The organism is Nocardioides daeguensis (genome assembly GCF_019192965.1).
GTDB lineage: Bacteria > Actinomycetota > Actinomycetes > Propionibacteriales > Nocardioidaceae > Nocardioides > Nocardioides daeguensis.
Genome location: NZ_JAHTKU010000003.1, coordinates 99,356 through 122,268, shown reverse-complemented (window position 1 = coordinate 122,268; position 22,913 = coordinate 99,356). Strand labels below are relative to the sequence as shown.

Sequence of the window (22,913 nt, the reverse complement as noted above, 5' to 3'; positions counted from 1 at the left end):
GATACTTCTAGAAACTAGAACGTGTTCTACATGGGGTGAGCAGGGTGTACGACTTCAACGACCACGGTGCGGCGGCGTCGCCGGCCGGCGGGAGCGGACCGCACCGCGGGCTGCTGCTGCTCGAGCTGCCCCGCTGGACGGTGGAGTACGGCGCCTCGCGCCTCGTCGACCTCCTGCACGCCGCGAGCGGTCCGGCGCTGCCGGGCGAGCGGGACCTCGGCCGCGGCCGGCCGGTGCTGGTGCTGCCCGGGTTCTCGGCCAACGACCGGCTCACCGGGCGGCTGCGCGGCCATCTCGTGCGCCGCGGCTGGGAGGTCCACGGCTGGAACCTCGGCAGCAACCACGGGCTCACCGAGACGATCGTCACCGGCCTGCCGCGGCGTCTCACCGAGGTCGCGGACCGGTACGACGAGCCGGTCAGCGTCGTGGGCTGGAGCTTCGGTGGCCTGCTGGCCCGTTGGCTGGCCCACGAGCACCCCGACCGGGTCCGCCAGGTCGTCTGCCTCGGCTCGCCGTGGCGCGCCGAGGGGGAGCGCACCCGCGCGACCGGCCTGTTCGAGAAGTCGCGCGAGAAGCACGGCATCGTCGCCGACGCCCGCGAGATCGTCGACCGGCTGCGCGGCCCGGTGCCGGTGCCGCTCACCGCCGTCTGGTCGAAGAGCGACGGCATCGTCCCGTGGCGCGGCTGCACGGTCGACCAGCAGGACGGCGGCGCCGGCCGGGCGCCGGCCGAGAACGTCGAGGTGGTCAGCAGCCATGTCGGCATGGTCGCCAACCCGCTGGTGCTCTCCGTCGTGGTCGACCGGCTCCGCCAGGACCCGGCCCACTGGCAGCCGTTCGCCTGGTCGCGGGTCGTCCCGGGGCTCGGGGGGGTCGCGGGGCTCGGGGGAGTCGCGGGGGCGGCGTCGTGAGCGCGCTCGCGGGCCGCGACCCGGCGTACCTCGCCAAGGTGCTGCCGCTGCTCAAGCTGGCGATGAAGGGCTACTTCCGCTCCCGCGTGAGCGGCATGGACAAGATCCCCGACGGCGGCGCGCTCATCGTCGGCAACCACTCCGGCGGCCTGACGCCGATGGACGTGCCGATCATCGCCGTCGCGTTCGCCGACACCTTCGGCGCCGAGCGGCCGCTGTACTGCCTGGCCCACGACATGCTCTTCACCGGCGCGGCCGGGCCGGTCATGCGGAAGTTCGGGTTCGTCAACGCGAACCGCGAGGCGGCCCACGAGATCCTCACCAGCGGTGGGGTCACGATCGTGTTCCCGGGTGGTGACCACGACACCTTCCGCCCCACGCTCCAGTCGAAGGTCGTCGACTTCAACGGGCGCACCGGCTACCTGCGCACCGCGCTGCGCGCGGGCGTCCCGATCGTGCCGGTGGTCTCGATCGGCGGCCAGGAGTCGCAGCTGTTCCTGACTCGCGGCGAGTGGATCGGCAAGCGCTCGCCGCTGCGCAAGGTGATGCGCACCGACCTGTTCCCGATCGGCGTCGGCTTCCCGTTCGGGCTCTCCCCGGCGCCGCTCAACCTGCCGCTGCCGACCAAGATCACCACCCGGGTGCTGGACCCGATCGACATCGAGGCGGAGTTCGGGCCCGACCCCGACCTCACCGAGGTCGACCGGGTCGTCCGCGGACGGATGGAGGAGGCGCTCGCCGAGATGGCCCGCACGCGGCGCTTCCCGGTGCTGGGATGAATCACCCCATGAAGTTCTTCGCTTCCCCCGCTTCGCTCCTCCAGCGCACAACTTCAAGGGGACCCCGATGAGGACCGTGCTGCAGCGGCTGCGCACCCAGCTGTGGGTCCTCCGGATGCTCGTTGCCAGCCGGATGCTGGTGCTGATGAGCCCGGCGAAGTACCTCCGGCTGGTGCGGGTCCTGCGCCAGCAGGGCACCAACGCGACCACGAGCTTCGCGCTGGCCGCCGTACGACGCCCCGACGGCCCGGCCTTCGTCGACGAGCGCGGCACCCTGACCTGGCAGGACCTGCAGGACCGCTCGGCAGCGCTCGCCGCCGGCCTGGTCGAGGTGACCGGCGGCCCGGTCGAGACCGTCGCGATCCTGTGTCGCAACCACCGCGGCTTCGTGGACGCGCTGATCGCCAGCTCCCGGCTGGGCGCCAGCGCGCTGCTGCTCAACACCGGCTTCTCCGGGCCGCAGCTGGCCGACGTGATGGAGCGCGAGGGCGCCCGCGTCCTCCTGTACGACGAGGAGTTCGCCGGTGTCGTCGCCGACGCCCGCGCCCGCGTCGAGGGCCTGGTCGAGGTCCTCGGGTGGACCGACGCCCCTCTCCCGGACGGCACACTCAGCATCGAGGGCCTCATCGCGCAGCACACCGGGCGGGTTCCTCCGAAGCCGGCCCAGCGCGGCCGGGTGGTGCTGCTGACCTCCGGCACGACCGGTTCCCCGAAGGGTGCGCGCCGCAGTGGGGGCGGCGCGGACGAGCTGGCGGGGATGCTGGAGAAGATCCCGTGGCGCGGCGAGGAGACCGTCGTCGTCGCTGCGCCGATGTTCCACGCCTGGGGTTTCGGGCAGCTGGTCGTCGCGGCCACGATGACCTGCACCGTGGTCACCCGCCGCAGGTTCGACCCCGAGGCCACCCTCGCGCTGGTCGACGAGCACCGGGCGAGCGGCCTCAGTGTCGTCCCGGTCATGCTCGAGCGGATCATGGACCTGCCGGCCGCGACCCTCGACCGGTACTGCCTGGGCTCGCTGCGGTTCGTCTCGGCCAGCGGCTCGCGGATGAGGCCGCAGTCGGTGGTCGCGTTCATGGACCGCTTCGGCGACCTGGTCCACAACAGCTACAACGCCACCGAGGCCGGGCAGATCAGCGTCGCCCGGCCCGCCGACCTGCGGCACGCCCCCGACACCGCAGGCAGGGCCGTGCGCGGCACCCTGCTCCGGGTCGTCGACGACGCCGGGCGCGACGTCGGCACCGACGTGGTCGGCCGGATCCTGGTCCGCGGCGCCTCGCCGTTCGACGGCTACACCGCGGGGGCGTCGAAGGAGTTCATCGACGGCTACATGGTCAGCGGGGACGTCGGCCGGCTCGACGCCGCCGGCCGGCTCTACGTCGTGGGTCGCGACGACGACATGATCGTCTCGGGCGGCGAGAACGTCTACCCGATCGAGGTCGAGAAGGTCCTCGGCGCCCATCCGGCGGTGCGCGAGGTGGTCGTGGTCGGCGTCGACGATGAGGCGTTCGGTCAGCGGCTCGCGGCGTACGTCGTGCTCGGCGAGGGTGCCAGCGCCGACGCCGACGAGCTGCGGTCCCACGTGAAGGGCCGGCTCGCCGGCTACAAGGTGCCGCGCGACGTCGTCCTCCTCGACGCGCTGCCGCGCAACGCCTCCGGGAAGATCATGGTCCGCGAGCTGCCGGGGGTGGCGTCGTGAGCGAGCAGGGACCGGACCGGCCCGTCCGGCGGGTCCGGCCCGTCCGGCCGGCCATCGAGCGGATGACGGGCATCGACGCGGGCTTCCTCTACATGGAGACGCCGTCGGTCCACATGCACACGCTCAAGATCGCGGTGCTCGAGGCCGACGAGGCGCTGACCTACGACGCCTTCGTGGCCGGCCTGCTCGCCCGGCTCAAGCGGCTCCCACCCCTGCGCCGCCGGGTGGTCGAGGTGCCGTTCGGCATCAACCACCCGGTGTGGGTGACCCAGCCCCGGATCGACGTGCCCCACCACATCCGGCGGCACCGGGTCGGCGGCCCCGACGCCCCGGGCAGCATGCGCGAGCTCGAGCAGCTGATCGGCATGATCGCCAGCACCCCGCTGCACCGCGACCGGCCGCTGTGGGAGCTGCACTACTGCGAGGGCCTCGAGGGCGGCCGGGTCGCCGTCGTCGGCAAGCTGCACCACGCGCTCGCCGACGGCGCCGCCGCCAACGCGCTGCTCGCCAACGTCACCGACGTGCGCACCGCGGCCACCCCCGAGGCGGTCCAGGAGGAGTACGCCTCGACCGACCGCCTGCCCAGCCGGCTGAACCTGGTACGGCACGCCTGGGCCGACGCCGCCGCGCAGATCACCACGATCCCGGGGCTGCTGCTGCGCACCCTGCTCGGCATCCTCGGCGTCCTCCGCGAGCGGCGGGCCGGTGCGAGGTCGCCGGTCCCGGTGCTGCACGCGCCCCGGGTCTCGTTCAACGGCGCGCTGAGTCCGCTGCGCTCCTTCGCCACCGCGACGCTGCCGCTCGCCGAGCTCAAGCGGGTCCGGGCCCAGCACCGGGCCGCCGGTCTCGACGTCACCCTCAACGACGTCGTCCTCGCCGTCACCTCCGGCGCGCTGCGACGCTGGCTGGCCGACCACGGCGAGCGACCGGCGTCCTCGCTGCTGGCGGGTGTCCCGGTGAGCGCCGACGAGCGCGACGCCGTACCCCGCCTCGGCGGGAACCGCGTCTCCAACCTGTTCACCACCCTGGCCACCGACGTCGAGGACCCGGTCGAACGGCTGCGGACCATCGCCGCGACCACGGCGCACGCCAAGCGGATCAACGCCCAGCTCGGCTCCTCGATCCTCGCCGACTGGTCGCAGTTCACCCCGCCGCGGCCGTTCGCGGCGGCGGTGCGGGCCTACTCGCGGCTGAACGCGGCCTCGTGGCACCCGGCCGCGTTCTCCGCGATCGTGTCCAACGTGCCCGGCCCGCGCGAGCCCGCCACCGTCGGCGGCGCCCGCCTCGCCGACCTGTTCAGTGTCGGGCCGCTCGTCGACGGCATCGGCCTCAACATCACCGTCTGGTCCTACGTCGACCGGATGAACTTCTCGCTGCTCGCCTGCCCCGACCTGCTGCCCGACGTGCACGTGCTGGCGTCGTACCTCCCCGACGCGCTGACCGAGCTCGACCTCGCGCCGCCCGCCGCCGACCGGACGCCCGAGCAGGCGCCCGACCAGACCCTTCGAAGGAACCCTGCGTGACCACCCGTGTGATGAAGACCGCGTCCCGTCATGCCCTCAAGGGCTCGCTCGTCGCGGCCGGCTACGGCGGCAAGGCGGCGGTGCACGGCCTGCGGACCGGCATCCGCCGTACCCAGCGCTTCCCGGCCCTGCCCGAGCTGCCGGCCGGCCGGCTCGTCGACCTGCCCGGTCGCGGCGAGGCGTTCGTCGTCGACACCGGCGCCCCCGAGGGCAACCCCGGCGCACCGACCCTGCTGCTCTTCCACGGGCTCGCCACCACGTCGTACCTCACCTGGTTCAGCACCCTCGCCGAGCTCTGCGAGACCCACCGGGTGGTGATGCTCGACCAACGCTGGCACGGCCACGGCATCGTCTCGGAGCGGTTCTCCCTCGAGGACTGCGTCGACGACGCCGCCGCCGTCCTCGACGTGCTGGGCATCGAGAGGGTCGTCGCGGTCGGCTACTCGATGGGCGGCGCGCTGGCCCAGCTGTTCTGGCGGCGGCACGGCGAGCGGACCGCGGGCCTGGTGCTCGCCTCGACCGCCGCGTGCTGGCGGGAGAGCCGCGGCGACGCGCTGTTCTACCCGACCCTGGACCGGGCCAACGACTGGCTGCGCGACCACTACCGCCGCCAGGTCCTCGAGGTGCGGGCCGGCCTCAGCGACCAGCGGCACGTCGGACGGGAGATGTCGGCCTGGGCCTGGGGCGAGTTCCGCAGCACCAGCGCCTGGGCGATGTTCGAGGTCCTCGGCGCCCTCGGCGGCTTCGACTCCCGGCCCTGGCTGGGGGAGATCGACGTCCCCACCGCCGTCGTGGTCACCGGCCGCGACCGGGCCATCCCGACCGCTCGGCAGCGCGCGCTGGCAGCCGCGATCCCGGGCGCGAGCGTGCACGAGACGCCCGGTGGGCACGCCTCGGTGGTGTTCGACGTGCACCGGTGGCGCCCGGTGTTCCTCTCCGCGGTGGAGGACGTCGTGTCCGAGGTCGCCCGGGCCGAGTGACGCGTCGAGACCGGGTGTGCTGCTGCCGGGACCCCCGGGACTAGCTCTGGTGCACGTAGTTGTCGAGCTGGTCGCGCTCGAACTGCAGCTGGTCGATCTTGTGCTTGACGAGGTCGCCGATGCTGACGATGCCGACCACCTGCTCGCCGTCGGCGACGGGGATGTGCCGGAACCGGCGCTCGGTCATCACGGCGAGGACCTCGTCCAGGCCGTCGTCGGGGGAGCAGGTGCTCACCTCGGTGGTCATGATCGCCGAGACGACGTTGTTGATGACCGTGCCGTCGCTGTGCAGACGGCGCACGACGTCGCGCTCGGAGACGATCCCGTCGAGCGAGGTGCCGTCGGTGCTGACCACGACGGCGCCGATGTTGTGCTCGGAGAGCACCGCGAGGAGCTCGCGGACCCCGGCCTCGGGGCTGATGGTGATCACGTCGCGAAGCGACTTGGAGTGGAGCACGTCAGCGATGCGCATGTGACGCAGGTTACTCGGCGTGGTCGCCTTCGTCACTGGTCTCGTCCGACACGCGGTGCCGGTGCGAGCGCAGGTCGGACACGCTGCCCGGCCCGGTCCGCGGCCAGTCGGGGTCCTCGTCGAGGTCGCTGACGCTGCCGAGGAACGACAGCGCGGCCTCGTGCAGGTGTGCGTTGCTGGCCAGCGCGTTGCCGCCCCACGGGCCGTCGCGGCCCTCGAGCGAGGTGAACCGGCCACCGGCCTCGCGCACGATGATGTCGAGCGCCGCCATGTCGTACACCTCGAGCTCGGGCTCGGCCGCCAGGTCGACGGCGCCCTCCGCGAGGAGCATGTAGGACCAGAAGTCGCCGTACGCCCGGGTCCGCCAGACCCGGCGCATCAGCGCGAGCAGGTCCTCGCCGAGGCCGCGGTCCTCCCAGCCGCTGATCGAGGAGTACGAGAACGACGCGTCCTCGAGCCGTCGTACGTCGGAGACACGGCACTCGGTCGCCTTCATCAGCGACTTGCCGGTCCACGCGCCCTGGCCGGCCGAGGCCCACCAGCGGCGCTGGAGCGCGGGCGCCGACACGACGCCGAGGACGACCTCGTCGTCGACGGCCAGCGAGATCAGCGTCGCCCAGACGGGGACGCCGCGGACGTAGTTCTTCGTGCCGTCGATCGGATCGATGATCCATCGTCGCTGCGAGTGCCCGGAGGTGCCCTGCTCCTCGCCGGTCACCGCGTCGCGGCTGCGCGCCTTCGAGAGGGTCCGGCGGATCGACTCCTCGACGGCCTGGTCGGCGTCGGTCACCGGCGTCAGGTCGGGCTTGCTCATCACGTGCAGGTCCAGCGCGCGGAACCGGGCCTGGGTGAGCGAGTCCGCGTCGTCGGCGAGGAGGTGCGCCAGACGCAGGTCGTCGGTGTAGTCGGGGGCTGCCACAGGGGCACCCTAGCCGCCGCTCGCAGCGGGGACGGCGCGGGGACGGCGCGGGTCTGCCCCGAGCGACCGGCGCTCGTGCAGGATTCAACCATGGAGATCAACGGCCTTCCGCTGCACCCGCTCGCCGTCCATGCAGCCGTGGTGCTCGCGCCGCTCGTCGGCGTCCTCGCCCTGGCCTCCCTCGTCCCGTCCTGGCGCGACCGCCTTCGATGGCCGCTCGTGGTCGGTGCGCTGGTCGCGATCGGCGCGGTGGTGCTGGCGTTCGTCTCCGGCAACAGCTTCCGCAACGCCAACGACTTCTTCTCCACCCCGCCCTCGCAGGTCACCCGCAAGATCGACCACCACCACGCGCTGGCCCTGACCACCGTGCGGGTCACCGTCGGCTTCGGCGCCGTCGCCCTGCTCTCCGGCCTGCTCCACCCCAAGGACGGCCCGCTCCGCTGGCTGCTCGGCGCCCTCCTCGCCGCCGGCGCGATCGCCGTCATCGTCCTCGTGGCCCTCACCGGCGACGCCGGCGCCCGGGCCGTCTGGGGCGGCTTCAACGGTTGACCTGCCACTTACTCACCGTTGACCTGCCACTTTCTCACCGTTGACTTGCCGCGTCCTCGCCGTTGACCTGCGCACTCGACGGTGAGGAACCGGCAGGGCAACGGTGAGGAACCGGCAGGTCAACGCGTCAGTAGTCGGTCACCGACCGGGCGGCGAGGAGCCGGCGGAAGGACGCCACTCGCTCCGGGTCGGCGTCGCCGGCCGCGACCGCCTCGTCCAGGCCGCACTCCGGCTCGTCCTCGCCGTGGGTGCACCCGCGCGGGCAGTCCTCGGTCATCTCGTCGAGGTCGGGGAACGCCTCGATCAGGTGCTCGGGACGGACGTGCGCGAGCCCGAACGACCGGATGCCGGGAGTGTCGATGATCCAGCCGTCGCCGTCCGCCAGCGGCAGCATGAGCGCGGAGGTCGAGGTGTGCCGACCCTGGCCGGTCACCGCGTTGACGTGCCCGGTCTCGCGGCGGGCATCGGGGACCAGCGCGTTCACGAGCGTCGACTTGCCGACCCCGCTGTGCCCGATCAGCACGCTGGTCTCGCCGCGCAGCCGGTCGTGCAGCGCGTCCAGGCCGATGATCGTGCGGTTGCGGTCGCGGCGGGTGACCTCCCACGGCACCCCCAGGGAACGGTACGTCGCCAGCAGGGTCTCGGGGTCCTCCAGGTCCGCCTTGGTCAGGCACAGCAGCGGCGTCATCCCGCCGTCGTACGCCGCCACCAGGGCCCGGTCGATCCAGCGCGGTCGCGGTTCGGGGTCGGCGAGGGCGGTGACGATGACGAGCTGGGTGACGTTGGCGACGATGACCCGCTCGACCGGGTCGTCGTCGTCGGCGGTACGGCGCAGCGTGCTGCTGCGCTCGAGGACCTCCACGATCCGCGCGAGCGAGCCGTCGGCGCCGGTCACGTCGCCGACCACGCGCACCCGGTCGCCCACGACCACGCCCTTGCGGCCGAGCGGGCGGGCCTTCATCGCCATCACGGTGCGGCCCTCGATGAGCAGGGTGAACCGGCCGCGGTCGACGGTGACGACCAGGCCCTCGACGGCGTCGTCGTGGGTGGGGCGGTCCTTGGTCCGGGGGCGGGTACGACGGCGCGGTCGCTCGTAGTGCTCGACGTCGTGCTCGTCGTACCGCGGCATCAGAACAGCCCGGACCAGAAGCCGGCGAAGTCGGGGAAGGTCTTGCTGGTGGTGGCGACGTTCTCGACGAGGACGCCGGGGACGGCGGCGCCGACGATCACGCCGGCGTGGGCCATCCGGTGGTCGGCATAGGTGTGGAACACCCCGCCGGTCAGTGCGGCCGGACGCAGGGTGAGGCCGTCGGGGTGCTCCTCGACGTCGGCGCCGAGTGCGCCGAGCTCGGTCGCGAGCGCTGCCAACCGGTCGGTCTCGTGGCCGCGGATGTGCGCGATGCCGGTCAGGCGCGAGGGGGTCTGGGCGAGCGCGCACAACGCCGCGATCGCCGGGGCCAGCTCGCCGACGTCGTGCAGGTCGGCCTCCAGCCCCCGCAGCCCCCGCCACCCGTCGGTCGGGCCGGTCACCCGCAGCCCCTCGGGCGCCCGGGCCACGGTGCAGCCCATCCGGGTGAGCAGGTCGCGCAGCGCGTCGCCCGCCTGCGTGGTCGCCTCGGGCCAGTCGCGCACGACGACCGAGCCGCCGGACACGGCCGCGAGCGCCAGGAAGGGCGCGGCGTTGGAGAGGTCGGGCTCGATCGCCTCGTCGTACGCCGCGATCGGGCCGGGCGCCACGGTCCAGCGGTTGGCGTCGCTGTCGTCGACCGTGACGCCGCGGTCGCGCAGCATCGCGATCGTCATCTCGATGTGGGGGAGCGAGGGGATCGGCTCACCGTCGTGGCGGACGTCGACGCCCGCCTTGAACCGGGCACCCGCCAGGAGCAGGGCCGAGACGAACTGCGACGACGCGGACGCGTCGATCACGACCGTCCCGCCGGGCACGGCCCCGGTGCCGTGGACGGTGAACGGCAGGGCCCCGTCGCTGTCGTCGATCGCCATGCCGAGCCCGCGCAGCGCCGCGAGGATCTCGCCGACCGGCCGCTTGCGCATGTGCTCGTCGCCGTCGAACGCGACCTCGCCGCGCACCAGGCCGGCCGCGGGCGGGACGAACCTCATCACGGTCCCGGCCAGGCCGCAGTCCACGGCCGCCCGGTCGCCGGGCACCGAGCCGTCGAGTGGCGTCACCGTCCAGTCCTCGCGCGACGTGTCGACCGAGGCGCCCAGCGCGGTCAGCGCCTGCGCCATCAGCAGCGTGTCGCGCGAGCGCAGCGCCCGGCGTACGACGCACGGCCCGTCGGCGAGCGCCGCGAGCACCAGCGCCCGGTTGGTGAGCGACTTGCTGCCGGGCAACGTCACGGTCGCGTCGAGCGGCCCGGTGGTGGTGGGCGCGGGCCAGGGATCGGCGTACGTGGCGGGAGTCGTCATCTCCCGCGTGAGTCTAGTGAACCCGAGCGCGAACCCGGGCGCCCACCAGCGCGGCCTCCCGGCGTGCGTCGTGGGTGGCGTGCCGGGCCCGCCAGGCGACGCCGGGCCGGCCGGCGGTGTCGAGCGCGGCGATGAGCAGACCGCCGGCGAGCGCGGTGTTCTTCAGGAAGTGGGTGAGCTGCTCTCGCCGCTGGTCCTTGTCGGTGGCCTCCCAGAACCGGTACCGGGCCGCCGTCGACGGCACCAGGGTGGCGCCGAGGAGTGCGGACGACAGACGGGGGAGGTGGCCCGTCGCCAGCGCCAGTCCGGCGACGACCTGGACCGCGCCGCTGGCCCGCACCCACAGCACGGGGTCGCGCGGTACCGGCAGCCCCTCGGGCGTCGCGCTGTCCAGCACCGGCGCGACCGCCTCGGTCACGGGTGCGGCCTGCGCCGCCAGGGCGGGGGCGTCCTTGAGGTCCTGCGCGCCGTTCGCGAGGAAGTACGACGCCAGCAGCGGTCGGGCGATCAATCTGCTCAGAGCCATGGCCGGTCGGTACCCGGTCGCGGTCCGGCCAGACCGATGCCCAGGCCGATACATTGGCTCGCATGTGCGGCCGCTACGCCTCCAGCCGGAGCCCGGAGGACCTCGCGGAGGAGTTCGAGGTGCTCGACCCGCGCCTCGAGCGGGCCATCGCGCCGTCGTGGAACGTGGCGCCCACCGACGAGGTGTACGCCGTCATGGAGCGGGCCTCGCGCGACGCCGAGGGCCACCAGGCCGACGAGCCGACCCGTCAGCTGCGTGCCCTGCGCTGGGGCCTGGTCCCGTCGTGGGCCAAGGACGCCAGCATCGGCAGCCGGATGATCAACGCGCGGATGGAGACGGTGGCCGAGAAGCCCGCCTTCCGCAAGGCGTTCGCCGCTCGGCGCTGCATCGTGCCGGCCGACGGCTACTTCGAGTGGTACGAGACCCAGCAGAAGACGGCCAAGGGGAAGCCGAGGAAGCAGCCCTTCTTCATCACCTCCGGCGACGGCTCGTCCCTCGCGATGGCCGGGCTCTACGAGATCTGGCGCGACCCGTCGAAGCCCGAGGACGCCGAGGACCGGTTCCGCTGGACCTGCACGATCCTCACCACCGAGGCCACCGACGACCTGGGCCGGATCCACGACCGGATGCCGCTGCTGGTCGAGCCCGAGCGTCGCCACGACTGGCTCGACCCGCGCACCCCGGCGGCCGACCTGCCCGGCCTGCTGCAGCAGCTGCGGCCCGCGCAGCAGACCGGCCTGACGGCGTACCCGGTCTCGACGGCGGTCGGCAACGTCGCCAACAACGGACCGGAGCTGGTCGAGCCGATCCCGTTCACCGACGCCGAGGAGCCCGACGAGGGACAGGGGACGCTGCTGTGAGCGAGGAGCGCATCGTCGAGACCGCGTACGGCGAGGGCCGGCTCGTCGTCCGCCGCGCCCGCAAGCCGCTGGTGACCCTGCTCGTCAGCCACGGCGCCGGCGGCGGCATCGACGCCCGCGACCTGGCGGCGCTGGCCGCCCAGCTGCCGGGGCAGGGCATCACCGTGGCCCGGTTCGAGCAGCCCTGGCGCCGCGCCGGGCGCAAGGTCGCCAGCCCGCCCGCCACCCTCGACGTCGGCCTGCGCGCGGCCGCGAAGGCGCTGCGCACCCGCACCCCGCTGGTCGTCGGCGGCCGCTCGGCCGGCGCCCGTTCGGCGTGCCGCACCGCGCGCGAGCTCGGTGCCGCCGGCTGCCTGGCGCTGTCGTTCCCGCTGCACCCGCCGGGCAGGCCGGAGCGCTCCCGGCTCGACGAGCTCGCCGGCGCCGGCGTGCCGACCCTCGTGGTGCAGGGGGAGCGGGACCCCTTCGGCCGCCCCGAGGAGTTCCCCGACCCGCTGCCGGGGCGCACCGACCTCGCCGTCGTTCCCGGAGCGGACCATGGCCTGGCGGTCCCCAAGCCTGGAGTGCTGAGCCAGGAGGAGGCGATGGGCGTCGTCGTCGAGTCGACCCTGGAGTGGATCGTGCGCGAGGTCGTGGGGAATGCCACCCGCCGGTGAGGCGTTCTGGCTTCCATGATCGCGACGCTGGAGCGCCCCCGAACGGGGAGCACCGTAGTCTGGGACGCGATGACCGAGATTTCCGATCTTTCGTCCCTGGACGCCGACGCCTCCCACCCCGAGGACACCGTCGACGTCGCCTCGGAGACCCCCGACGAGCGGGCCGCGCGCTTCGAGCGTGACGCCCTGCCCTTCCTCGACCAGCTCTACGGTGCGGCGATGCGGATGACGCGCAACCCGTCCGACGCCGAGGACCTGGTCCAGGAGACCTTCGCCAAGGCGTTCTCCGCGTTCCACCAGTTCAAGCCCGGCACCAACCTGAAGGCCTGGCTGTACCGGATCCTGACCAACACCTTCATCAACACCTACCGCAAGAAGCAGCGCCAGCCGCAGCAGGCGCTCGTGGGCGACACGGGGGACGTCGAGGACTGGCAGCTGGCGCGTGCGGAGTCGCACACGTCGAGCGGGCTGAAGTCGGCGGAGATGGAGGCGCTGGAGCACCTCCCCGACAGCCAGGTGAAGGACGCTCTGCAGCGGCTCCCCGAGGAGTTCCGTCTCGCGGTCTACCTCGCCGATGTCGAGGGCTTCGCCTACAAGGAGATCGCCGAGATCATGGAAACCCCGATCGGGACCGTCATGTCCCGCCTCCACCGCGGCCGGCGCCAGCTGCGCGACATGCTCTCCGACTACGTCCGCTCCGGCGGCGACGCTCCGCTCGAGGGGGACAAGTGATGTCCGACCTGACACACGGTCCCGCCGGCCACGAGCACGTGCACGTGTCGGACGACCCCAGCAACGCCGAGTGTGCCGACTTCCTCGAGCGCATCGTGCGGCTCATCGACAACGAGCTCGAGGCCGGCGACTGTGCCGTCGTCCGGGCCCACATCGACTCCTGCAGCCCCTGCCTGGAGCGCTACGACCTCCAGCGCACGGTCAAGGCCGTCGTCGCGCGTTCCTGCGGCGAGACCGCGCCGGCCGACCTGCGTGAGCGGGTCCGGATCCAGATCCAGCAGATCCAGGTCCAGATCACCGAGGGCTGAGCCGCCCGGCCCGAGCTCCTCGGGCGGGCGGCCCCGAGTTCGTCGACAGCCCGAGCCCCTGGGCGAACTGGCGAGCTGTCGTGAGGGACGAGCGAAGATGTATCGAGACGCCCCAGCGGCTCTCGACACGAGCGATGCGACCTCGCGGCGCGGCGGGCCGGTGAAAAGTGCCGAACCCCCGGACCGCGAGGGTCTCGGGGGTTCGTCGGTGCCTGCGCTCAGCTGTTGGGGCGCTTGCCGTGGTTCGCGCCCTTCTTGCGGCGCGCGCGGCGCTTGCGGCCGGTCTTGCCCATGGTTCCTCCTGAAGTCGTGAATCGCGCCATTCTCTCAGCCGAGGCACTCAGCCCGAAATCCGGGCCATGAAGCGCTCGGCGTCGACCACGACCCGGGTCACCTCGCCCGACCCGACCAGCTTGCCCGGCCGGCCCTCGGGGCCGACCTCGCGGGCGGAGACGGCGAAGTGGCGCAGCCGGCCGTCGGCGTACACCTGCCGGGCGCTGACCTCGACCGTCCCGCCGACGGCGGTGGCGGCGAGGTGCTCGAGGTCGACCCGGGTGCCGACGCTGGTCTCGCCCTCGGCCAGCGCGTCCTCGACGGCCGCGCAGGTCACCGCCTCGCACCACGCCAGCAGCCGTGGGGTGCCGAGGACCGGAAGGCTGCCGGACCCGACGGCCAACGCGGTGTCGGCGTCGGTCACCGTGAACCTCGAGGACGCCTCATTCATGATCCGCCTCCTCAACTGATCGCAGTGGGTATCAGATGCCGAACGTGGCGCGCGGGTAGGCGGCCTCGACGTCGGTGATCACGTTGACCAGGTAGGGCACGTTCGCCGCGAACGCCCGGTCGAGCGCCGGCCCGATCAGGCGCGGGTCGCTGACCGTCTCCCCGGCGCCGCCGAGGGCGGACACCACCTGGTCGTACGCCGTGCGCGGGGCCAGGTCGGCCGCGACGTCGTAGCCGTAGAGCATCTGCATCGGGCCCTTCTCCAGCCCCCAGGCGGAGTTGTTGCCCATCACCATCACGACCGGCAGGTCGTGGCGGACCAGGGTGTCGACGTCCATCAGCGAGAAGCCCGCGGCGCCGTCGCCGAGGAGCAGCACGACCTGCGACGAGGGGCGGGCGATCCGGGCAGCCACCGCGGCGCCGAGCCCGGCGCCGAGGCAGCCGTACGGGCCGGGGTCGAGCCAGCAGCCGGGCCGCTTCGGCTCGACGAACTTGCCGGCGAAGGAGACGAAGTCACCGCCGTCGCCGATCACGACGGCGTCGTCGGCGAGGCGGGGCACCAGCTCGCCGTAGATCCGGGCCGGGTGGACCGGGTCCGCCTCGGCGCCGAGCAGCGCGGCGTCCTTGGCGCTCGCGGCGGCGACGGTGTCCTGGAGCAGGGCGAGCCAGGCCGAGCGGTCCGGCTGGTTCGTCCTGGCCAGCGCCTCGAGCAGGCCGTCGAGGACCCGGGTCAGGTCGCCGCTGACCGATGCCGCCAGGGCGGCGTGGCCGGAGACCTGGCCGGGGGAGTCGGCGATGTGGACGACTGGTGTGGGGGTGGCCGGCGCGCCGCTGCCCGACGCGCGCGCGCCGAACACGCCGTAGCCGAGCCGGAAGTCGAGCGGCGTGCCGATCACGACCACCAGGTCCGCGCCGTTGAAGGCGGCCCCGCGCGCCTTGGTCACGAGCAGCGGGTGCCCGCCGGGCACCACGCCGCGGCCCATGCCGTTGGTGATCGCCGGCAGGCGCATCTCCTCGACCAGGCGCAAGACCGCCTCCTCCGCGTGGTCGGCCCACACGTCCGTGCCGAGGACGAGCACCGGCCGGTGCGCGTCGGCGACCAGCCCGGCGACCCGGGCCACGGCGTCGGGGTCCGGCTCGGCGCCGCGCAGGTCGCCGATCGAGGGGACCGGGCCGACGCCGGTGTTGAAGAACTCGTCCATCGGCACGTCGACGTAGGTCGGGCCCCGGTGCGAGGAGCGGGCCTCGGTGAACGCCGTGTGGAACCCCGCGGCCACGTCGTTCGCGGTCATCAGGGTGGCCGCGTGCTTGGTGACCGGCGCGACGATCGGCAGGTGGTCGATCTCCTGCAGCGCGCCGGTGCCCCAACGGTTGTTGGGCGCCCGGCCGCCGACGACCACCATGGGGGAGCCGGCGAACCGGGCCTGGGCCAGTGCGCTGACGCCGTTGGTGACGCCCGGGCCGGCGGTCAGCACCGCGAGCCCCGGCACCCGGGTCAGCTTGCCGGTCGCCTCGGCCGCGAAGGCCGCGGTCTGCTCGTGGCGCACGTCGACCAGCCGCACCGGCGTGCCGCCGTCCTGCTGGGACTTCACGGCGCCGTCGTACATCGGGAACACGTGGGCGCCCGAGAGGGTGAACATCGTCTCCACGCCGTGGGCGCGAGCGACGGCGGTGGCGATCTCGCCGGCGTGGCCGGTGAGCTGGTCGGTGTCCGGGGTGGTGGTCACTCCGGCACCTTAGCCAGCGCCGCGGCCCCGGTGAGCCACCTCAGCCGACGTCGTCGAGGAAGTACGGGTGCACCCGGCGCAGCGAGGCGACGAGGGCGAGCAGCAGGTCGGGGCGCACCGCCGGGTGCCGCGGCGAGATGGTGAGCTGGAGGTAGAGCGCACGCAGCACGAGCTGGGCGTTGCCGGTGGTGCGGTAGGGGTCGCGACCGCTACGGGTCTTGGCCCGGGCGCCGTGCTCGAGGCGGACCACCCACGGCTCCAGGACGCTCAGCGGGACCCGGTCGCGCCGCAGCACCTCCATCACCGCGTGCGCGATCCGGTCCGGCTCGCCGTGCACCAGCGGTGGGGTGTCGGGGTTGAGCACCCGGTCGGCGATGACGTCGAGGAGCACGGTCAGCTCGGTCATCCCGAAGTGGCGGGAGGCGGCCAGGGCGGCCAGTGCGTCGGCGCCGTGGGCGGCCGCGTGCGCCCAGCCCTTGCCGGGCACGAACCCGCGCAGGTCGCGCTCGCGCACGTACCAGGCCGCGATCCGGTCGCCCCAGTGCAACACCTTGCTCGGGGGCAGGCGGCGGATCCGGGTGTCGCGCTGGATGCACTCGGCCAGCAGCAGCACCGAGAAGCTGCGTCGGAACACCGAGTCGGTGTCGCGCTCGCCCAGGCCGGTGTTGAGCCCGGCGCACATGCCGTCGCCGAGGCCGGCCAGCAGGTCGTCGTAGGCGCCGTGCTCGATCCAGGTCGCCAGGAAGGAGTACGCCATCCCGTCGCGGACCTGGGGGTCCGGGTCGCCGAGCATCTGGGTCAGCTGGGCGGTCAGGTCGCCGATCGGGTGGTCGGCGGGCGGGCGCCGTTCACCGTCGCGGAGGGCCTGCTGGAGGCGCGCCCAATCCACCGACACCATCAACCCACACCCTCCGGAGCAGCCGAGCCTTGTTCCCCCTGCTCCCTATCCTGCCAAACAATCTGAAGGCGCCCTAAGTGGGGACGTGCCCTAAGTTGTGCTCGTGCCTTCCCTGTCCGCGATCGCCCGGCGTCACACCGACCTCGACGACGCCGACATCGCCTGGCTCCAGCTGATCCAGGCCGACTGGCAGGTCATCGCCGACCTCTCCTTCGCCGACCTGGTCCTGTGGTTGCCCGACCGGGGCGGAGCCGGGTTCTGGGCGGGGGACCAGATGCGTCCCACCACCGGCCCGACGGCGTACGTCGACGACATCGTCGGCACCTTCGCGCCGACCGGGCGGCGGGCGCTGGTCGACGCCGCCTTCGAGCTCGGCCGGATCGCGCGCGAGGGCGACCCCGAGTGGCGCGACGACGTGCCGGTCCGGGTCGAGGCGATCCCGGTGCGTCGGGCCGGCAAGGTGATCGCGGTGATCAGCCGCAACACCAACCTGCTCGGCGTACGGACCCCCAGCCTGCTGGAGATCAACTACCTGCAGGCCGCCACCGACCTGTCCCAGATGATCGCGGCGGGCCTGTTCCCGTCCACCGCGCAGCGCAGCGACCACGCCGACTCCCCACGGGTCGGTGACGGCTTCCTCCGGGTCGACGCCGACGGCCGGGTGATCTATGCGAGTCCCAACGCGCTGTCGACGTACCGCAAGCTCGGTCTGACCGGTGACCTCACCGGCCACCGGCTGCCCGACCTGACCCGCGAGCTGGTCCCGCCGAAGAAGCGCCCCGACGAGGAGACGCTCAGCGCCGTCCTCGGCGGTCGCGCGCACCGCGACACCGAGCTCGGCGCCTCGGGCGGCCCCGGCGACGGCGCCGCGCTGATCGTGCGGTCGATCCCGTTGCGCCCCAAGGGCGAGCACATCGGCGCGATCATCCTGCTGCGCGACGTCACCGACCTGCGTCGCCGCGACCGCGAGCTGGTCACCAAGGACGCCACCATCCGCGAGATCCACCACCGGGTGAAGAACAACCTGCAGACCGTCGCCGCGCTGCTGCGCCTCCAGGCCCGCCGGATCGGCTCACCCGAGGCCGCGTCGGCGCTCGAGGAGGCGGTGCGCCGGGTCGGCTCGATCGCGATCGTCCACGAGACGCTGAGCCAGGCCGTCGAGGAGACCGTGGAGTTCGACGACATCGCGGACCGGCTCGCCCGGCTCGTCGTCGACGTCGGCTCGACCACCGCCCAGGTCGGGGTGCGCCGCGAGGGCAGCTTCGGGGTGCTCCCCTCGGAGATCGCCACGCCGCTCGCGATGGTGGTGATGGAGCTGCTGCAGAACGCCGCCGAGCACGGCTACGACGCCGGCGGCTCCGGTCAGATCCTGATCCACGCCGTCCGGCACGGTGCCGTGCTCGAGGTCGCGGTCGAGGACGACGGCCGGGGCCTGCCCGAGGACTTCGACATCGACACCGCGACCAGCCTGGGGCTCTCGATCGTGCGTACGCTGGTCGAGTCCGAGCTCGGTGGACACCTGACGCTGGGGCACGCCCCGGACGGTGGTACTCGGGCAGGCTTCAGCATCCCGATCGAGTAGGGAGACCGAGGCTCGCTGCCCGTCGACGGCGCGGGCCGGGGCCTCGGCCGAGTGGCCGAGGCGTCAGACGGGGGTGCGGACGCGGGCCCGGGCGTTGCGGCGCTTGAGCGCGCGACGCTCGTCCTCGCTCAAGCCTCCCCAGACACCATGGTCCTGCCCCGCCTCGAGCGCCCAGGCGAGGCACTGCTCGCGCACGTCGCAGCGACGGCACACCGCCTTGGCTTCCTCGATCTGGAGGATCGCCGGGCCGGTGTTGCCGATCGGGAAGAACAGCTCCGGATCCTCGTCGAGGCATGCGGAACGGTGTCGCCAATCCATGGGTGAGGATGCCCTCTACTTTCCACTGCCGGTGGTGCCCCCCTATGGGCACGCGTGAACCCGCAAAAGTGAACGGCTTCACGATCGCTCGTGCAAGGTTTCCAAGGATTGCGTCACGAATCAAGGGATTCGGGTGGTCTGTTGGGTCACAACCGGAGGTTGGCCCCCCGCTGCGGCTCCTCGTCGACCCCGCCGCCTAGGCTGCGCCCGTGACCGAAGGGCCGAACGACCACCCGGACGAGCCGGACGCGAGTGCCTCGACCGTGCCGCCGCCGTTGACCGTCGCGGCCTCGGTGGCCGCTGTCCAGGGGTTCGTGCTCCTCGTCCTGGCGGTGCTCGAGCTGGCCAACGTCTCCTCGGACCGGCTCGGTTTCGGGCTGTCGACGGCCGTCTTCTTCGCGGTGTACGGCGCCGTGCTGATCGGCGCCGCCCTGGCGCTGTGGCGCCGGCACGGCTGGGCGCGGGGCCCGGTGCTGATCACCCAGCTGATCGTGCTCGGCCTGGCCTGGAACCTGCGCGAGCACGTGCTCGTCGCGCTCGGCCTGGCCGCGGTCGCGGTCGTCGTGGTGGCCGGGGTCGTCCACCGCGACACGATCGCCGCTCTGGAGGATCGGCCCGACGACGAGGACGCCTAGCCTTGGGATCTCACGAGGCTCGGCGGTCGAACGCCGACGGCCCGGCACCCCCGAGAGGGAGCCGGGCCGCCCGTGCGGTGCCGGGTGGTCAGGCGACGACGTTCACCGTGATGACGTTCGACGAGAAGTAGTCGTCGAAGCCCGCGTCCTTGGTGTAGTACGCCTGGAACGTGATCGTCTGGCCGGCGGTGGCCGGCGCCATCTTCGAAGTTCCCGAGATGACGCGGCTGCAGACACCGGTGCTGAAGTCGAAGGCACCGTACGGAGCGCGGACGCTCGCCATCGTCAGGTAGTCCGGCGACTGCGAGCCGCCGACCGCGTTGCCGTTGCGGTAGATGTCGACGTACCCGCCGGTGGCCGGGGCACCCTTGTACTTGACCGTGCCGGTGAGTGCCGTGCGGTTCTTGTAGTTGCTGATCGAGCAGGTCAACGACGTGGTGCTGAGGGAGAGAGCCGAGTCGTAGACCTCGAACTTGGTCTTGCCCTTGCGGCCCTTGAAGCCGGCCTTCACGGAGTAGTGGCCGGTGCCGAGCGCGGGCACGAGGAGCTTGGCCTTGCCCTTCTTGACCTTGGCCTTCTGGCTGACGACGGCGCCGTTGTCGCCGGTGATCGTGAACTTCACCTTGCCGCGGCCCTGGACCTTGGCGGTGAGCACCAGCTTGCTGATCCCGGGCTGCACGCCGGGAGCGGACTTCTTGATCTTGAACTTCTTCGCCATCGCCTTGGCCGCCACGGTGGTGGAGGCGGCCGCGCGGTCGGCGGTGCCGGGGGTGGCGTGGGCGGTGGACGTCAGGGCCGGCGTGGCGAGGGCGAGCGAGGTGATCGCGACGACGCCAGCGGAGACGAGCCTGCGCATGGAGGAGCTCCTTCGAGATGAGACCGACCCGCATGACGAGGTCTCTGGGATCGGTCAAGAGATGAGACGCATGGGGTACTTCCCGCGCCCTCCCGCGGCAAACGTCGTCCTCGCCAGAATCGCGGGCATCCCTGCTCGGGGAGCTGCTCAGGCCTCCGACTCGAGCGACTCGCGCAGCTGGGCCAGGGTCCGGCTCAGCAGCCGGGAGACGTGCATCTGGGAGACGCCGATCTCCTCGGCGATCTGCGACTGCGTCATGTTCTTGAAGAACCGCAGCAGCAGGATCTTCTTCTCCCGCGGCGGCAGGTTCTCCAGCAGCGGCTTGACCGACTCCCGGATCTCGACGTGCTCGAGCGCCTCGTCGTCGACGCCCATCGCGTCGAGCATGCTCTGGCCGCTGCCGCCGTCGGAGTCGTCGTCGGTGGCGTCCAGCGAGAGCGTCGAGTAGGCATTGCTCGACTCGAGGCCCTCGACGATCTCCTCGACGGAGCAGCCGATCGCCTCGGCGAGCTCACGCGGTGTGGGGGAGCGGCCCAGGCTCTGGGTCAGCTCCGCGGTGCTGGCGCTGATCTGCATCCGCAGCTCCTGGAGCCGCCGCGGCACCCGGATCGCCCACCCCTTGTCGCGGAAGTAGCGCTTGATCTCGCCGATGATCGTCGGCGTCGCGTACGTCGAGAACTCGACCCCGCGTTCGGTGTCGAACCGGTCGACGGACTTGATCAGGCCGATCGTGCCGACCTGGACCAGGTCCTCGTAGGGCTCCCCGCGGTTGCGGAAGCGCCGGGCGCAGTGCTCGACGAGAGGCAGGTGGAGGTGGACCAGGGCGTCGCGGGCGGTGTCGCGGGCGGCCTGGGAGGCGTGCTCGTCGCGCAGCTGCGTGAAGAGCTCGGCGCTGCGCTGACGGGTGAGCTCGATGTTCGTCGGCGTCCCACGCTGGCCGCCGCCCCGAGAGAGGTCGGTGGTCATGACGCCAGGGACGACCGAACGAGGAGGCGCACGGAGTAGCGGCCGGCGACGGCGTCGATGGCCGCCTCATCGGCGAGGGTCGCCAGCACCTGCCATCCGAAGCTCTCGTAGTCGGGGGCGGTGGGGGCCTGGGCGTCGGCGGCGATCGTGAGCGCCAGCTCGCTGGTGCCCAGCTGGAAACGGCACTCGAGGACGGCGTCGTCGTCCGCCTCGTCGAGCACCATCGCGGCGGCCTCCGAGACGGCGATCCGCAGGTCCTCGATGTCGTCGAGGGTGAAGTCGAGGCGGGCGGCGAGCCCGGCGGTCAGGGTCCGCAGGACAGAGGCGTAGGCGCCGTCCGCGGGCAACCGCAGCTCGACCTCGTCGGGTCGGCTGTCGGCCGTCGTACCGCCGACAGCAGGGCTGCTCGTCTCCGACATGCCGCAATCCTCCGGGGTCGCGTGGGAATCAGGTCGGCACGACCCTACGCCAACGGCCGTGCCCTCGAAGGACACGGCCGTCGGACGGGTGGTGCGGGATCAGCCGCGCAGGGCACCCAGGCCCAGCAGGTCGAGCAGACCCATCTGGTCGAGCAGGTCGAGCACGGCGTCGAGGCCGAGGGCCCGCACCAGGTCGCCGAGCCCGATGCTGGCGAGCAGCTCGCCGACGTGGTCCAGCAGGTTCTGGTTGTCCGGGATGACGATCGGGGCGACCTGGCCCTGCTGGCACGAGGTGAACGCGGCACTCGTGGCCGTGGCGACGGTCTCCGCCTTGGCCCGGAAGATGCGGGCCTGGCGGATCTTGACCCGCTTGTTCTTCAGCTTCTTCTTCAGCTTCGCGACCTTGGCAGGCTGGTGGGCGCGGTGGGCCTTCTTGATCCGCTTCTTGAGCTTGGTGATCTTCTTCTTCAGCTTGGCGACGCGCGCGTCCGCGGCGGCGTGGTTCGCCTTGGCGCTCTCGGCCGCGGTCTTCTGGACGGTGCAGCTGACGGCACGCTCGACCGGGGCGGCCGACGGAGCCGCCGAGGCGACCGGAGCAGTGGACAGCGTGAGGCCGAGCGCCACGGCGAGGCCGAGGATCAGCTTGAGCAGGGCACGATTCATGCCGGTTTCTCCCTCAGGTGAAGTCGGCTGCCGCACGCCCCCCATTGGCGGCGGCCGAGAATGCGGCCGGGCGCATGGGATGCCCGGCTCGGGGGTCACCCTAGAACACGTGGTGGTGGGGCAACGCACAGGGCCCCGGGACGATGTCCCGGGGCCCTGCTCGGCGTGTCCAGCCGGCGTGCTCGACGCACGCCCGGCGGTCAGTCCAGGATCGCGCCGAGGCCGAGGGCCTCGAGCAGCGGGCGCAGGCCCAGCATGTCGACGACCAGGTCCAGGCCCAGCAGGTCGACGAGGGCACCGACCCCGAGCATGTCCAAGATGTCGCCGAGGAAGTCGAGCGGGCTCGTGTTCTCGGGAACCTGGCTCGGGATCGGGGTCTGTGTACCACGCTGGCAGGCGGCGTACGCCGAAGCGGTGGCCGTCGCGGCGGTGGTGGCCTGGGCGCTGAACGCCCGGGCCTTGCGCAGGTGCTTGCGGGTCTTCTTGGCCTTCTTCTTCAGCTTCAGGGCCTGGGCGCCGTGCGCCTTCTTGGCCTTCTTCTTGAGCTTCTTGACCTTCTTGGCCAGCTTGGCGGCCTTCGCGTCCGCTGCCGCGCGAGTGCTCTGGGCACCCTGGGCGGCGGTGTACTGGACGCTGCAGCTGACCGCGCGCTCGGCCGGGGCCGCCGGAGCGGCGGAGGCCACGGGGGCGGCGGCGAGCGTCAGGCCGAGTGCGACGGCGACGCCGATGATCATCTTGAACAGGGCACGGTGCATGCCGGTTCCTCCCTCGGGTGTGCCGGTCGTCGT

27 protein-coding genes are annotated in these 22,913 nt (G+C 72.6%); 12 read left to right on the top strand and 15 right to left on the bottom strand.

Translation table 11 applies throughout. The features are described 5' to 3' along the window. The first annotated feature begins 35 nt into the window (after positions 1-35). The 5 genes from KU893_RS23450 (at position 36) to KU893_RS02320 (ending at position 5,889) form a co-directional block, all read left to right on the top strand. Entirely contained in the window at positions 36-911 is an 876-nt protein-coding gene (locus KU893_RS23450; protein ID WP_218232702.1) for an esterase/lipase family protein, read from the top strand. Continuing rightward, complete coding sequence (locus KU893_RS02335) at positions 908-1,690, top strand: lysophospholipid acyltransferase family protein (RefSeq protein WP_218232701.1); 783 nt, start codon at positions 908-910, stop codon at positions 1,688-1,690. Before KU893_RS23450 ends, KU893_RS02335 begins: the two co-directional genes overlap by 4 nt. Positions 1,691-1,757: 67 nt before the next feature. Continuing rightward, a complete protein-coding gene (locus KU893_RS02330) occupies positions 1,758-3,386 on the top strand; it encodes an AMP-binding protein (RefSeq protein ID WP_218232700.1) in 1,629 nt (542 codons plus the stop codon). Beyond that, positions 3,383-4,909, top strand: coding sequence for a WS/DGAT/MGAT family O-acyltransferase (locus KU893_RS02325; protein ID WP_218232699.1), 1,527 nt, complete (start codon positions 3,383-3,385; stop codon positions 4,907-4,909). Before KU893_RS02330 ends, KU893_RS02325 begins: the two co-directional genes overlap by 4 nt. After that, a complete protein-coding gene (locus KU893_RS02320; protein ID WP_218232698.1) occupies positions 4,906-5,889 on the top strand; it encodes an alpha/beta fold hydrolase in 984 nt (327 codons plus the stop codon). Before KU893_RS02325 ends, KU893_RS02320 begins: the two co-directional genes overlap by 4 nt. A 40-nt stretch (positions 5,890-5,929) precedes the next feature. Here KU893_RS02320 and KU893_RS02315 read toward each other — a convergent pair whose 3' ends face one another. Both KU893_RS02315 and KU893_RS02310 read right to left on the bottom strand, forming a co-directional pair. Continuing rightward, positions 5,930-6,361, bottom strand: a complete 432-nt coding sequence (locus KU893_RS02315) for a CBS domain-containing protein (RefSeq protein WP_218232697.1) — start codon at positions 6,359-6,361, stop codon at positions 5,930-5,932. 10 nt (positions 6,362-6,371) lie between these two features. Next, the gene (locus tag KU893_RS02310) at positions 6,372-7,280 is read right to left on the bottom strand and encodes an inositol monophosphatase family protein (protein WP_218232696.1); all 909 of its coding nucleotides are present in this window, start codon (positions 7,278-7,280) and stop codon (positions 6,372-6,374) included. Positions 7,281-7,370: 90 nt separating this feature from the next. Here KU893_RS02310 and KU893_RS02305 point away from each other — a divergent pair, with 90 nt between their 5' ends. Next, complete coding sequence (locus KU893_RS02305; protein WP_218232695.1) at positions 7,371-7,829, top strand: DUF2231 domain-containing protein; 459 nt, start codon at positions 7,371-7,373, stop codon at positions 7,827-7,829. A 127-nt stretch (positions 7,830-7,956) separates the two neighbouring features. On the opposite strand, the gene rsgA is transcribed toward KU893_RS02305, so the two are convergent. Genes rsgA through KU893_RS02290 form a run of 3 tightly spaced genes read right to left on the bottom strand, consistent with a single transcriptional unit; the run spans position 7,957 to position 10,782 of the window. Then, entirely contained in the window at positions 7,957-8,958 is a 1,002-nt protein-coding gene (gene rsgA, locus KU893_RS02300) for a ribosome small subunit-dependent GTPase A (RefSeq protein ID WP_218232694.1), read from the bottom strand. Beyond that, the gene (gene aroA / locus KU893_RS02295; RefSeq protein ID WP_218232693.1) at positions 8,958-10,256 is read right to left on the bottom strand and encodes a 3-phosphoshikimate 1-carboxyvinyltransferase; all 1,299 of its coding nucleotides are present in this window, start codon (positions 10,254-10,256) and stop codon (positions 8,958-8,960) included. Before aroA ends, rsgA begins: the two co-directional genes overlap by 1 nt. A 13-nt stretch (positions 10,257-10,269) precedes the next feature. Then, positions 10,270-10,782, bottom strand: coding sequence for a DoxX family protein (locus KU893_RS02290; RefSeq protein WP_218232692.1), 513 nt, complete (start codon positions 10,780-10,782; stop codon positions 10,270-10,272). Between the two features lie 62 nt (positions 10,783-10,844). Between KU893_RS02290 and KU893_RS02285 the strand changes: the two genes are divergently transcribed. From KU893_RS02285 to rsrA, 4 genes are all read left to right on the top strand, one after another. Next, on the top strand, positions 10,845-11,642 hold the full coding sequence (locus KU893_RS02285; protein ID WP_218232691.1) for an SOS response-associated peptidase: 798 nt from the start codon (positions 10,845-10,847) through the stop codon (positions 11,640-11,642). Beyond that, on the top strand, positions 11,639-12,298 hold the full coding sequence (locus KU893_RS02280) for an alpha/beta hydrolase family protein (RefSeq protein ID WP_218232690.1): 660 nt from the start codon (positions 11,639-11,641) through the stop codon (positions 12,296-12,298). Before KU893_RS02285 ends, KU893_RS02280 begins: the two co-directional genes overlap by 4 nt. Positions 12,299-12,367: 69 nt before the next feature. Continuing rightward, positions 12,368-13,030: a sigma-70 family RNA polymerase sigma factor gene (locus tag KU893_RS02275; protein ID WP_246591630.1), complete on the top strand. Its 663-nt coding sequence runs from the start codon at positions 12,368-12,370 to the stop codon at positions 13,028-13,030. Next, positions 13,030-13,338, top strand: a complete 309-nt coding sequence (gene rsrA, locus KU893_RS02270) for a mycothiol system anti-sigma-R factor (protein WP_218232689.1) — start codon at positions 13,030-13,032, stop codon at positions 13,336-13,338. The genes KU893_RS02275 and rsrA overlap by 1 nt, the downstream gene beginning before the upstream one ends. A 218-nt stretch (positions 13,339-13,556) precedes the next feature. Here rsrA and KU893_RS23755 read toward each other — a convergent pair whose 3' ends face one another. The 4 genes from KU893_RS23755 to KU893_RS02255 are packed head-to-tail and all read right to left on the bottom strand — an operon-like array spanning position 13,557 to position 16,686. After that, complete coding sequence (locus tag KU893_RS23755) at positions 13,557-13,631, bottom strand: 50S ribosomal protein bL37 (RefSeq protein WP_370249596.1); 75 nt, start codon at positions 13,629-13,631, stop codon at positions 13,557-13,559. Between the two features lie 47 nt (positions 13,632-13,678). After that, positions 13,679-14,062, bottom strand: a complete 384-nt coding sequence (locus tag KU893_RS02265) for a thioesterase family protein (RefSeq protein WP_218232688.1) — start codon at positions 14,060-14,062, stop codon at positions 13,679-13,681. A 31-nt stretch (positions 14,063-14,093) separates the two neighbouring features. After that, complete coding sequence (locus KU893_RS02260; protein WP_218232687.1) at positions 14,094-15,788, bottom strand: acetolactate synthase; 1,695 nt, start codon at positions 15,786-15,788, stop codon at positions 14,094-14,096. A 40-nt stretch (positions 15,789-15,828) separates the two neighbouring features. Then, positions 15,829-16,686, bottom strand: coding sequence for a DUF2785 domain-containing protein (locus tag KU893_RS02255; RefSeq protein WP_218232686.1), 858 nt, complete (start codon positions 16,684-16,686; stop codon positions 15,829-15,831). Positions 16,687-16,789: 103 nt separating this feature from the next. On the opposite strand from KU893_RS02255, the gene KU893_RS02250 reads away from it, so the two are divergent. Further along, complete coding sequence (locus tag KU893_RS02250; RefSeq protein ID WP_218232685.1) at positions 16,790-18,268, top strand: sensor histidine kinase; 1,479 nt, start codon at positions 16,790-16,792, stop codon at positions 18,266-18,268. A 63-nt stretch (positions 18,269-18,331) separates the two neighbouring features. Here the strand turns inward: KU893_RS02250 and KU893_RS02245 are convergent, their stop codons facing one another. Next, on the bottom strand, positions 18,332-18,586 hold the full coding sequence (locus tag KU893_RS02245) for a WhiB family transcriptional regulator (protein WP_038678054.1): 255 nt from the start codon (positions 18,584-18,586) through the stop codon (positions 18,332-18,334). 209 nt (positions 18,587-18,795) lie between these two features. On the opposite strand from KU893_RS02245, the gene KU893_RS02240 reads away from it, so the two are divergent. Then, a complete protein-coding gene (locus KU893_RS02240; RefSeq protein ID WP_218232684.1) occupies positions 18,796-19,221 on the top strand; it encodes a hypothetical protein in 426 nt (141 codons plus the stop codon). Between the two features lie 88 nt (positions 19,222-19,309). On the opposite strand, the gene KU893_RS02235 is transcribed toward KU893_RS02240, so the two are convergent. From KU893_RS02235 to KU893_RS02215, 5 genes are all read right to left on the bottom strand, one after another. Next, entirely contained in the window at positions 19,310-20,077 is a 768-nt protein-coding gene (locus KU893_RS02235) for a hypothetical protein (protein WP_218232683.1), read from the bottom strand. A gap of 147 nt (positions 20,078-20,224) precedes the next feature. Further along, the gene (locus KU893_RS02230) at positions 20,225-21,043 is read right to left on the bottom strand and encodes an RNA polymerase sigma factor SigF (protein WP_218232682.1); all 819 of its coding nucleotides are present in this window, start codon (positions 21,041-21,043) and stop codon (positions 20,225-20,227) included. Further along, entirely contained in the window at positions 21,040-21,462 is a 423-nt protein-coding gene (locus KU893_RS02225) for an ATP-binding protein (RefSeq protein ID WP_218232681.1), read from the bottom strand. The genes KU893_RS02230 and KU893_RS02225 overlap by 4 nt, the downstream gene beginning before the upstream one ends. A gap of 99 nt (positions 21,463-21,561) precedes the next feature. Then, the gene (locus KU893_RS02220) at positions 21,562-22,125 is read right to left on the bottom strand and encodes a hypothetical protein (RefSeq protein ID WP_218232680.1); all 564 of its coding nucleotides are present in this window, start codon (positions 22,123-22,125) and stop codon (positions 21,562-21,564) included. Positions 22,126-22,325: 200 nt separating this feature from the next. Continuing rightward, on the bottom strand, positions 22,326-22,880 hold the full coding sequence (locus KU893_RS02215; RefSeq protein WP_218232679.1) for a hypothetical protein: 555 nt from the start codon (positions 22,878-22,880) through the stop codon (positions 22,326-22,328). Between the last annotated feature and the right edge of the window lie 33 nt (positions 22,881-22,913).

Excerpts from the sequence above, each read along its gene's own strand:
- rsgA (WP_218232694.1), bottom strand. The coding sequence starts at position 8,958 with ATGCCGCGGTACGACGAGCACGACGTCGAGCACTACGAGCGACCGCGC.
- KU893_RS02255 (WP_218232686.1), bottom strand. The coding sequence starts at position 16,686 with ATGGTGTCGGTGGATTGGGCGCGCCTCCAGCAGGCCCTCCGCGACGGT.
- rsrA (WP_218232689.1), top strand. The coding sequence starts at position 13,030 with ATGTCCGACCTGACACACGGTCCCGCCGGCCACGAGCACGTGCACGTG.
- KU893_RS02290 (WP_218232692.1), bottom strand. The coding sequence starts at position 10,782 with ATGGCTCTGAGCAGATTGATCGCCCGACCGCTGCTGGCGTCGTACTTC.
- KU893_RS02230 (WP_218232682.1), bottom strand. The coding sequence starts at position 21,043 with ATGACCACCGACCTCTCTCGGGGCGGCGGCCAGCGTGGGACGCCGACG.
- KU893_RS02315 (WP_218232697.1), bottom strand. The coding sequence starts at position 6,361 with ATGCGCATCGCTGACGTGCTCCACTCCAAGTCGCTTCGCGACGTGATC.
- KU893_RS02225 (WP_218232681.1), bottom strand. The coding sequence starts at position 21,462 with ATGTCGGAGACGAGCAGCCCTGCTGTCGGCGGTACGACGGCCGACAGC.
- aroA (WP_218232693.1), bottom strand. The coding sequence starts at position 10,256 with ATGACGACTCCCGCCACGTACGCCGATCCCTGGCCCGCGCCCACCACC.
- KU893_RS02220 (WP_218232680.1), bottom strand. The coding sequence starts at position 22,125 with ATGAATCGTGCCCTGCTCAAGCTGATCCTCGGCCTCGCCGTGGCGCTC.
- KU893_RS02275 (WP_246591630.1), top strand. The coding sequence starts at position 12,368 with ATGACCGAGATTTCCGATCTTTCGTCCCTGGACGCCGACGCCTCCCAC.
- KU893_RS02285 (WP_218232691.1), top strand. The coding sequence starts at position 10,845 with ATGTGCGGCCGCTACGCCTCCAGCCGGAGCCCGGAGGACCTCGCGGAG.
- KU893_RS02265 (WP_218232688.1), bottom strand. The coding sequence starts at position 14,062 with ATGAATGAGGCGTCCTCGAGGTTCACGGTGACCGACGCCGACACCGCG.
- KU893_RS02215 (WP_218232679.1), bottom strand. The coding sequence starts at position 22,880 with ATGCACCGTGCCCTGTTCAAGATGATCATCGGCGTCGCCGTCGCACTC.
- KU893_RS02305 (WP_218232695.1), top strand. The coding sequence starts at position 7,371 with ATGGAGATCAACGGCCTTCCGCTGCACCCGCTCGCCGTCCATGCAGCC.
- KU893_RS02235 (WP_218232683.1), bottom strand. The coding sequence starts at position 20,077 with ATGCGCAGGCTCGTCTCCGCTGGCGTCGTCGCGATCACCTCGCTCGCC.
- KU893_RS02330 (WP_218232700.1), top strand. The coding sequence starts at position 1,758 with ATGAGGACCGTGCTGCAGCGGCTGCGCACCCAGCTGTGGGTCCTCCGG.
- KU893_RS02245 (WP_038678054.1), bottom strand. The coding sequence starts at position 18,586 with ATGGATTGGCGACACCGTTCCGCATGCCTCGACGAGGATCCGGAGCTG.